The organism is Fibrobacter sp. (assembly GCA_024398965.1).
In the GTDB taxonomy this organism is placed as follows: Bacteria; Fibrobacterota; Fibrobacteria; order Fibrobacterales; family Fibrobacteraceae; genus Fibrobacter.
In genome coordinates this window covers 1-8,904 of record JAKSIF010000074.1, presented here as the reverse complement: position 1 = coordinate 8,904, position 8,904 = coordinate 1, and the positions used below count along the sequence as shown (strand labels likewise).

Annotated in this window: 9 protein-coding genes and 1 tRNA gene; 8 read left to right on the top strand and 2 right to left on the bottom strand. The window is 50.0% G+C overall.

What is annotated here, in order from left to right:
• The 4 genes from MJZ26_14000 to MJZ26_13985 form a co-directional block, all read left to right on the top strand.
• The coding region (locus tag MJZ26_14000; protein ID MCQ2106891.1) for an AIR carboxylase family protein at nucleotides 1–284 on the top strand (284 nt) is incomplete at its 5' end.
• Nucleotides 285–340: 56 nt separating this feature from the next.
• Nucleotides 341–1,165 carry a DUF3108 domain-containing protein gene (locus tag MJZ26_13995; GenBank protein MCQ2106890.1) on the top strand — a complete coding sequence of 275 codons (825 nt, stop codon included), beginning with the start codon at nucleotides 341–343 and terminating at the stop codon, nucleotides 1,163–1,165.
• A 93-nt stretch (nucleotides 1,166–1,258) separates the two neighbouring features.
• Entirely contained in the window at nucleotides 1,259–2,215 is a 957-nt protein-coding gene (locus MJZ26_13990; protein MCQ2106889.1) for a hypothetical protein, read from the top strand.
• A 95-nt stretch (nucleotides 2,216–2,310) separates the two neighbouring features.
• Nucleotides 2,311–2,385, top strand: a tRNA-Arg gene (locus tag MJZ26_13985).
• Between the two features lie 67 nt (nucleotides 2,386–2,452).
• Here MJZ26_13985 and rimO read toward each other — a convergent pair.
• Together rimO and MJZ26_13975 are read right to left on the bottom strand one after the other, a co-directional pair.
• Nucleotides 2,453–3,766 (bottom strand): 30S ribosomal protein S12 methylthiotransferase RimO, encoded by a 1,314-nt coding sequence (gene rimO / locus MJZ26_13980; GenBank protein MCQ2106888.1) that lies wholly within the window; start codon nucleotides 3,764–3,766, stop codon nucleotides 2,453–2,455.
• 108 nt (nucleotides 3,767–3,874) lie between these two features.
• On the bottom strand, nucleotides 3,875–4,753 hold the full coding sequence (locus tag MJZ26_13975; protein MCQ2106887.1) for an SPOR domain-containing protein: 879 nt from the start codon (nucleotides 4,751–4,753) through the stop codon (nucleotides 3,875–3,877).
• 193 nt (nucleotides 4,754–4,946) lie between these two features.
• Between MJZ26_13975 and rpsU the strand changes: the two genes are divergently transcribed.
• From rpsU to MJZ26_13955, 4 genes are all read left to right on the top strand, one after another.
• The gene (gene rpsU, locus MJZ26_13970; GenBank protein MCQ2106886.1) at nucleotides 4,947–5,156 is read left to right on the top strand and encodes a 30S ribosomal protein S21; all 210 of its coding nucleotides are present in this window, start codon (nucleotides 4,947–4,949) and stop codon (nucleotides 5,154–5,156) included.
• A 143-nt stretch (nucleotides 5,157–5,299) separates the two neighbouring features.
• Complete coding sequence (locus MJZ26_13965) at nucleotides 5,300–5,770, top strand: GatB/YqeY domain-containing protein (protein ID MCQ2106885.1); 471 nt, start codon at nucleotides 5,300–5,302, stop codon at nucleotides 5,768–5,770.
• Nucleotides 5,771–5,823: 53 nt separating this feature from the next.
• The gene (locus MJZ26_13960; GenBank protein ID MCQ2106884.1) at nucleotides 5,824–7,356 is read left to right on the top strand and encodes a sigma 54-interacting transcriptional regulator; all 1,533 of its coding nucleotides are present in this window, start codon (nucleotides 5,824–5,826) and stop codon (nucleotides 7,354–7,356) included.
• 34 nt (nucleotides 7,357–7,390) lie between these two features.
• Nucleotides 7,391–8,584, top strand: a complete 1,194-nt coding sequence (locus MJZ26_13955; protein MCQ2106883.1) for a hypothetical protein — start codon at nucleotides 7,391–7,393, stop codon at nucleotides 8,582–8,584.
• Nucleotides 8,585–8,904: the final 320 nt, after the last annotated feature.

Genomic DNA, 8,904 nt, shown 5'->3' with positions numbered 1-8,904 from the left:
AGGTCATCATCGGTGTTGCTGGTCTCGCCGCCGCTCTTCCGGGCGTGCTGGCTGCTCACACCATTCTTCCGGTGATCGGTCTGCCCTGCGCTGGCGGTCCCCTGAACGGTGTAGACGCCCTCCATTCCATCGTCCAGATGCCCGGTGGCATTCCCGTTGCAACTGTAGGTATCGGTAACGGTAAGAACGCCGGCTACCTGGCTGCCCACATCGTGGCTCTCTCCGACGCCGACGTGAAGGCTAAGCTTGTGGAATACCGTAAGGGTCTCGGCGATATAGGATAAAGATTAAAGATAAATGTCTTTACGCTTTAACCTTTCTGCTTTCCGCTAATTCACTCATGGCTCATCGCTCACAGCTCACAGCTCACAGTTCTTGGCTCATCGCTCGCAGCTTCCTGCTGGTGCTGTGTTTTGTGGCCTTTGCGCTGCCCACAAGTTTGTTTGCGGGCGAACCTAAGGATCTTCCCGAGGTGAAGGCTCCTTGGATGAAGGGTGAACGTCTTACCTTCAGTCTTGGTTGGGGGCCTATTACGGCCGGTACAGCAACGCTGGAGGTAAAACCCGCCAAGGATGGTAAGACTGAATTCTATACCTTGGCTCATGACAGCGGAACACTGAAGAAACTCTATCCGGTTTCCGATACGATTTACACTCGCGTTCGCAACAAGGGCCTTATGACGGAGGTTTTCCGCAAGACCTTGAACGAGGGTAGTTATCATAACAAGTCTGTCATTCGTTTTGATCGCAAGGGCGAAAAGGCCTGGCTGTCTGATACAGTCTTTACCGATGACAAGGTTCGTAAGGTAAAGCGGTCTGCCGATACGGTCGTGACCATCCAGGGGATGGAACACAGCATCATGTCGGCCTTCTACTACGTGCGGACCATGCCATTGACTGTGGGTGACACCTCCCGTTTTTCTGCCGTCAGCGGAAAGAAACGTTATGAACTGAAAGTTCTTGTCCACGGTCGTGAGACAATCAAGACGAAAATCGGCGAAAAGAACACCATAAAAGTGGAACCAGTCCTGGATGGGGATGGTATTTTTAATTCCAAGGGCCGGATTTTCATATGGCTAACGGATGATGAACGACGAATTCCGGTGCTTATGGAGTGCGAAATTGCCCTTGGTTCCATAAAGGCGAAGCTCATTTCTGCAGAATAAAAGGCTTATAAACCAACTTTTACAAGAACTCTTTGCAAAAATCGCGAACAATAAGTTATATTCCAAAGGTGATTTTATAATCAGAGGCTTTTAATGCTTAAGAAACTTTTATTGACTGTATGCCTTACCGCCTTCTTGTCCTGGGCTCAGGATGACGAAGATGATGAAGGTTTCGTATCTGCTCCTGCAAAGGCAGCTGTAGCTGACGAAGAAGAAGACGATGATGGCTTTGTTTCTGCTCCGGCATCCCGTGCGTCCATTGACACCGATTCCGAAGACGACGAAGACTTCGCTGGTGGTGCCGAAATGACTGCCGCCCAGCGCAAGGAACAGGCTGAACGTAAGAAGTTTGAAGAAGAACAGCGCCAGGATGAATATGCAAACTCCCTGCGCCGTCGTGACTGGCTCCGTAACCGTTTGATTTTCCAGATGGGTATGGGTTCCCGTTACTCCTTCATGGGTGAAACCGGTATGGGCATGAGCTTCGGTGCTGGTATCGAATACATCTTGCCGTTCCATCTTTCCGTATTCGGTTCTTTCGGTTTCTTGCCTAAGGGTACCGACAATGACTTCGAAGAATGGGAACTTGAAGGTGGTACTGGTTGGAAGGCCGGCTTGAACTACTACCTCTTCCCCAAGAATCCGCTCCACCTGGGTCTGTCCGTGTCCTATGGTACGGTCTATTTCGACCACGACATTATCCCGGTTGATAACGTCCGTCCTTTGATCTCGGTTGAAGGTATCCAGGGCGATATCCTGATTACTTACCTTACTAACGAATGGTACTACCTCCAGTTCTCTATCGGTATGTACTACTCTCCGGAACTGGCTAAGGATAAACCCGAAAATCCCAGCTTCCGTGAACGTGTTGGTTCTACCACCGATGTGGAAGTTAAGTACGACTCCAAGGTTGTTAATGCCGATGGTATGAGCAAGACTGGTATCGTATTCGGCATCGCTGTTGGTTACGCTCTGCCGGAACTCTTCCCGGATGATACCGAAAAGCGTCGTCGTCAGCGCGAAAAGGAACGTGCTCGTTCTGGTCGCTAAATCCTGACTTTGAACATAAACTTTTGGAGATCGCTTTTGCGGTCTCCTTTTTTTCTATATTGGCGCAGGCTAGGCAAGATTGACGCCAATAAAAAGCTCTCGTAGCTCAGTTGGATTAGAGTGTCTCCCTCCGAAGGAGAAGGTCACGCGTTCGAATCGCGTCGAGAGCATAAATTCAAAAGGCCCCCTGCGGGGCCTTTCGAATTTTCACTAAAAGACGAGAACTTGTTCTATCGATTAGTCAACCAGTCGGACAATCAGTTCGTGAGGTTCGGCATCAATGACGAGCGCCTTGTGGAATTCTCCCACTTCGCCGTCGCCCTCAAGCACCTTCACGATGTCGTCAGTATCCAGGGAGTTACCTTCGGTGCGACCATAGAAATGGTACTCGCTTTCTTCGGCAACTTCGTCAAGAATCACGGTGATGGTTTTTCCGATCATGGCTTCGGCACGTTCCGCGGCCAACTCTTCCTGGAAGTCTGTAATGGCGTCGAGACGGGCTCGTGCATCGCTTTCGTCCACAGGTTCCAGTTTCTTCATCTTCATTACGGGAGTACCTTCTTCCGGACTGAAAACGAAGCCGCCAAGATGCTCAAACTTGATTTCCTGGATGAGGTCCATCAGGTCTTCGAAGTCTTCGTGGGTTTCGCCAGGGAAACCTACCAGGACGGTTGTACGCAATGTAGCCGTGGGTAGTTTCTTACGGATTTTTCTCAGCAAGTCACGCAGTTCATCGCGGGTGTACTTGCGGAGCATGTTCTTCAAGACGCTGTCACTGCTATGCTGAATCGGCAGGTCGATATACTTTACCAAGCGAGGCTCGTTTGCCATCAGGTCCAGCAGTTCGTCATCAATGAATGCCGGGTACCAGTAGAGCATGCGGATCCAAGGGATGTTGGTTTCTGCAAGAATTGCCTTCAGCAAGTTGGTGAGATTTTCGCTTTTGTTCTTCTTTTCGCGACCGAAGAAGGTTGTGTCTTGGGCGATGAGAGTCAGTTCCTTGATGCCTTGCGCTTCCAATTCCTTGGCTTCTTTCACCAGTTCCTCGATGGATCTGGATTTCTGGAGACCGCGGATGTTGGGAATGGCGCAATAAGCGCAGCGGCGGTTACAGCCTTCCGCAATTTTCAGGTAGGCGTGGTGGGGAAGTCCGCCCAAGTTCAGGCGAGGAAGTAGCTCCGGGTTGCAGCCGGATTGTTCCATTCCCATTAGTTTCAACAGTTCGCCGGGCTTGTATGTTCCGACCCAGTAATCCACTTCGGGAATCTCGGATTCAATTTCGCCCTTGTAGCGACCGCTGAGACAGCCTGCTACAATCAGCTTCTGCTTGGCTTTCTTGGTCTTTAGCTGGGCGAGAATTGCGTTGATGGATTCTTCCTTGGCTGCTTCGATAAAACCGCAGGTGTTTACCAGAATGTAGTCTGCTTTGGAGGCCGTATCTGTTGTTTCAAAACCTGCGTTAAGCATTTCCCCAACGAGGCGTTCAGCATCCACCTGGTTTTTGGAACATCCCAGGTGAACAACGAAAATCTTAGGTTTTCTTGTAGGCATGGGCCAAATATAGATTTTAAGGGGCTGTATTTCTAGTCTGTGGAAAAGTAAAAAAGAAAGACCCTCAAGGAGGGCCTTTCTAAAATTCTGTTAAAGGGCTGGTTTCCATTAGTCCCAGTCGTCGTCCAAGTCGGCAGCGGGAGCCGGAGGTGCGGCAGGAGCCGGAGCGGGTGCGGGAGCCGGTTCAGCGGCCGGAGCGGGTGCAGGTGCCGGAGCGGGTGCAGGTGCCGGGGCAGGGGCGGGAGCCGGTTCAGCGACCGGAGCGGGTGCAGGTGCCGGGGCAGGAGCGGGAGCCGGTTCAGCGACCGGAGCGGGTGCAGGTGCCGGGGCAGGAGCGGGAGCCGGTTCAGCGGCCGGAGCAGGTGCAGGAGCCGGGGCAGGAGCAGGTGCCGGCTCCGGTGCTGCGGTTTCTTCTTCCATGGTGTCGTCAGAGTAAGAGCCGCCGGGGTTGCCTACGTCGTCATTCTTGCTCTTGTCGACCCACCAGGCAAAGTTCAGTGCGCTCAATACGCTCTTGCCGTACTGCTGTGCGTCAGCGGAAGTTTCAAAGTAGCCGACGCGAATACGGTAATAGGTGCCTTCCAATTCGCCCGGATTTTCAACTTCAGCGATGTAGGCGCTCACATTCTGTTCGGCCAACTTCTTTACAATTCCGTCTGCGGCCTTCTTAGAAGATTGAATGCTTACCTGGATAACGTAGTCGCCCTTTGCCTTGAGCAGATCGCCATTGGCTGCAGGAGCCGGAGTTTCTTCCTTAGCCGGTTCCTCGGTTGCGGAAAGAGACTGAATGGGAACGAGCTGGGGTTCGTCTACGGGCTTGGCTTCTTCAGCGGGGGCGGGAGCGGGAGCCGGTGCGGGCTTTTCGACCTTGGCAACGGGTTTTGCAGGTTCCATCTGCGGTACAACGTCATCTTCGCCATTGCAAGCTACGAAAACGGAGCATGCCAATGCGATTGTGCTTAAAGAGAGTGCGGAAAAGGATTTCATCCAAGTCTCCCAATATGTTGAAATATCAAAAATGTATAATTTTTTTATACTGTCCCAAATATACATAAGTCTTTGATGTCCCGCAAGTTAAAGTAAATAAAATGAGCGTTTTTTTTGACCCCTTGACGGATTTGGCGGGAATAGATATATTTGGCTATCCAAATTTGATTTTTAACTTAACCAAAGGATTATCGTGATCGGCGTTATTGTTAAGTCCAACGAACCTTTTGAACGCGCTCTCAAGCGTTTCACCAAGTCTTGCGAAAAGAACGGCATCATTTCCGATGTCAAGAAGCGTCAGCGCTTCGAAAAGCCTTCTGAAGAAAAGAAGCGCATCGAAACTGCAGCTCGTCGCAAGCGTCTCAAGGAAATCGCTGACCAGAACCGCAAGCGTCTCTACTAATTCCTTTGCCGATTTATCGGCTTAGATTTAGTGAAGCTTCAGTTTTGAGCGAATTTCTATAGCGAATTTGCTAGACTGTTCAATCTGTGAGTCGTCAACCAGTGGTTGATGGCTCATTAGGTGTTTCTAGAAAAAGGTAAAATATGGCAAGTGAACTTCTTACCCGCATTTTGGATGACATCAAGGCCTCTATGAAGGCTCATGATGCAGAAACTCTTAGCGTTCTCCGCACTCTTCATTCCGATATCAAGAACGAAGCTATGAAGGCTGGAGCTACTCCCGCTCAGATTACCGATAGCATCACCGACGAAATGTGCGTCGATGCCTTGGCAAAAAGCGTAAAGCAGAAGCAGGAAGCCATTGAAATCCTCAAGAAGGGTGGCTTCATGGATAAGATTCCGGCAGAAGAAGCCGTTATCGCTATCTACAAGAAGTACATGCCTGCCGAAATGACCGAAGAAGAAGTGAAGGCTCTCATTGCAGAAATCAAGGCTGCAACCGGCGCCTCTTCTCCCAAGGACATGGGCAAGATCATGAAGGAATTGCAGCCCAAGGTCAAGGGGCGTTTCGATGGCAAGCGCGTCAGCGCCCTTGTCCAGGAAGCATTGAAGTAATTCCTTTTCGCTGTCATCCTGAGCGTAGCGAAGGATCTAGCATAAATTACTAGATGGAACAAATACAGCAAAGTAAGATTCAGGAATTGGAGCTGCTCTACAAGATCAGCTCCATTTTGAACCAAAGCCTGAATTTTGAAAATGTGGCCCACCCTATTCTAGAGGTGTTGGAGTCCACAATGGGGGTGGAACACGCCACCCTTACTTTGTATAATCGCCACACTGGCGAAATCTCCATTGAAATTGCAGAAGGCTTGTCCAGCCGTCAGGCCCGTAAAGGGCGCTACAAGGTGGGCGAAGGCGTCACCGGTAAGGTGGTGGAAACCGGTAAGCCGGTCATCATTCCTTCTGTGGGTAAGGACCCCAACTTCCTAGACCGTACTGGCCGTGGTAAAGACGAAAACAAGGCGTTCCTTTGTGTTCCCGTGATTATGGAGCATGAAGTCATTGGAGCCTTGAGTGCCGACGTCCAAAATCCCGTCGAGGATCAGCTTCCCGAAAAACTTCGTTTGTTGGAAATCATCGCCCAGATGCTTGCTGCTGCGGTGAAGTTGCGCCGTCAGGCCCGCGAAGAAAACGAAATCCTGAAGGCGGAAAACGAACGTTTGACCATGGAGCTTAAGGACCGTTTCCAGCCCGACAATATCATCGGTCGCTCCAGCGAAATGCAGCGCGTTTACGCCCAGATTGACCAGGTTTCCAAGAACCCCCTTCCCGTGCTGATCGTGGGGGAGGTGGGCACCGGCAAGGGCCTTGTGGCCGAAGCTATCCATTACCGTTCCGACCGCAACACTCATCCCTACATCCGCGTTCACTGTGCCTCCATGCCGGAGTCTGTGCTGGACCGCGAACTTTTCGGAAGTGAACGTGGCGCCTTGGTAGGCGTCCTTACGGAAACCCCGGGCCGTGTGGAACAGGCCGATGGCGGTACGCTGTTCTTGGATGAAGTGGCGGAGCTTTCTCCCAACCTTCAGGTAAAGCTTTTGCGCCTGCTGCAGGACGGCGAAATGGAACGCGTGGGCGCCCGCTTTTCAAAGAAGGTGAACGTCCGCATCATTGCCGCCACCACCAAGAACTTGCAGCAAATGGTGGCCGAGGGCACCTTCCGCGAAGACCTTTACTACCAGCTTCACATTTCGCCTATCTACGTACCCGCTTTGCACAACCGCAAGACGGACATCGTCCTTCTGGCGGATCACTTTGTGGAACATTATTGCCGTATCGTGGGTAAGAACGTGCGCCGTCTGGCCCGCACCACCATCAACATGCTCATGAGCTACCCATGGCCCGGCAACGTCCGCGAGCTTGAAAACGCCATCGAGCGCGCGGTCCTCGTGACCGACGAAGACGTCATCTACCCGCACCATTTCCCCACAACGCTGCAGACCGCAGAAACTTCCGGCACCCAGGTGTCCGGTAACCTGAAGCTTATGGTGGAAGCCTACGAACGAGATATCATCTGCGATGCCCTCAAGAGTTCCAAGGGCAAGATGGCCGCAGCCGCCCGCAGCCTCTCCACCACGCCCCGCATTCTTACGTACAAAATAAAACAGCTAGGCATAGATCTCGCTGGTTTCGGAAAATAGGATTGCGATGGTGAAAAATGTTTTGGAGGTCTCTATGAATAAAATAACTACACTGTTGCTTTCTGCTTTTTTTGCCGTTGTTGTATGTGCCTGCTCTGACGAATCTTCCGACAGTTCCGACATTAATGGCCCCGACGCAAGGCTTTCATCTTCTTCGCAAGAACTGTCTTCTGGAGAGGAAGCCGACATCTTCGTTGAGTATGTCGAACCGCCTACGCTATCCTGTGAAAATGTGGAAAGTATCCTAGTTGATTCGGAATTGGATTCGTCGTATTATTTTTCCAGCATCGGCTTTTATGGGGAAAATGTAATTGCCGTTCCATACTATTTCTCTAAGCGGTGGTTGGTTGGTCATGAGGATGATCCGGATTCGGCGCCTATCTATATAAAAAAGAACGGAGATGATTCTTGGCAATCCGTATATGCATTGGAAAACGACAGCTACAATCCGACGGATAACAAAATCTGTATTGTTGGAAATCATTTAGCATTTGTTCGATCTTCAGATAAGCGTTATGATGGATCTGAATATGAAATTTGCCATTCTGCGGATGCCGAAAAATGGGATTGCACGCCCTCCCAGGGGGAGACGTGGCTAACTTGTGACGATGAATATTTCTACAAGAGCGACGATGAAAAATTGTATTATTCTAAAAATGCAGAAGATTGGACCTTGATAAACTACAAGCTCGGCGACATGATTGAACCTATTTTTGATGCGTTCTCCAATGATTCTGCGCATTTTATTGTCGTTTCTTTTTTCACCTTTGCTGAGAATCGAGCAGACCGTTATACTGCGCTTCTTTATTCTAAGGACATGGATAATTGGGACACTAATCACGTTATGGGCGGTTTATCCTATTCGCTCGTCCGCTTCAATGACCTATATATAATGTCGTTAGATAGAAGTTATCATGTAAACGGAAACCTTTATTATTCGAAAGATTTGAAGAACTGGATTCCAATTAAGTCGGTGAACGATAAGTATAATTTTGCGGGGAGCACGTTGGCTGTCTCGAAAGGAGTCTTAGTGGTTGTAGGGGAAGGCGGGGGCTCTGACTCATGGTTTGTTCTTGCATCACGGAATGGTAAGGATTTTAAGGAACAGTGTGGCGGTGGTGCTGAATACGTCAGGGCCTTTTCAGATACTTTGGGGAATTTTTATGCCCTGCGTAGGAATGATTTCGGTTCGTATGGCAAATACGATGTTCTTCGCGTAGTTGAATAACTTGAATTCACTTTTTTAACCACAAATCCCTTCTTACTTCAAACTTACTACTTCCTACTAATTTCTATCTTTCCTTCCGAAAATGAAAATTCACTCTTTTTCCATGGGCTTTAGTTGATTGATGGCTAGCATTTCCTAACCACCAACCACTAACCACTAACCACTGAGAAAATTATGCAATTCCGTCCTGTTAAAGAACAGCTTGATATTTTGATGCGCGGCGTGATCGACATCGTCCCGCAGGATGAACTCGAAAAGAAACTCCAGAAGTCTTACGAGACCGGCGTTCCCCTTCGCATTAAGATGGGCGTGGACCCCAC

Coding starts and splice junctions, on each gene's coding strand:
- MJZ26_13995 (MCQ2106890.1), top strand. CDS start 341: ATGGCTCATCGCTCACAGCTCACAGCTCACAGTTCTTGGCTCATCGCT.
- MJZ26_13990 (MCQ2106889.1), top strand. CDS start 1,259: ATGCTTAAGAAACTTTTATTGACTGTATGCCTTACCGCCTTCTTGTCC.
- rimO (MCQ2106888.1), bottom strand. CDS start 3,766: ATGCCTACAAGAAAACCTAAGATTTTCGTTGTTCACCTGGGATGTTCC.
- MJZ26_13975 (MCQ2106887.1), bottom strand. CDS start 4,753: ATGAAATCCTTTTCCGCACTCTCTTTAAGCACAATCGCATTGGCATGC.
- MJZ26_13965 (MCQ2106885.1), top strand. CDS start 5,300: ATGGCAAGTGAACTTCTTACCCGCATTTTGGATGACATCAAGGCCTCT.
- MJZ26_13960 (MCQ2106884.1), top strand. CDS start 5,824: ATGGAACAAATACAGCAAAGTAAGATTCAGGAATTGGAGCTGCTCTAC.
- MJZ26_13955 (MCQ2106883.1), top strand. CDS start 7,391: ATGAATAAAATAACTACACTGTTGCTTTCTGCTTTTTTTGCCGTTGTT.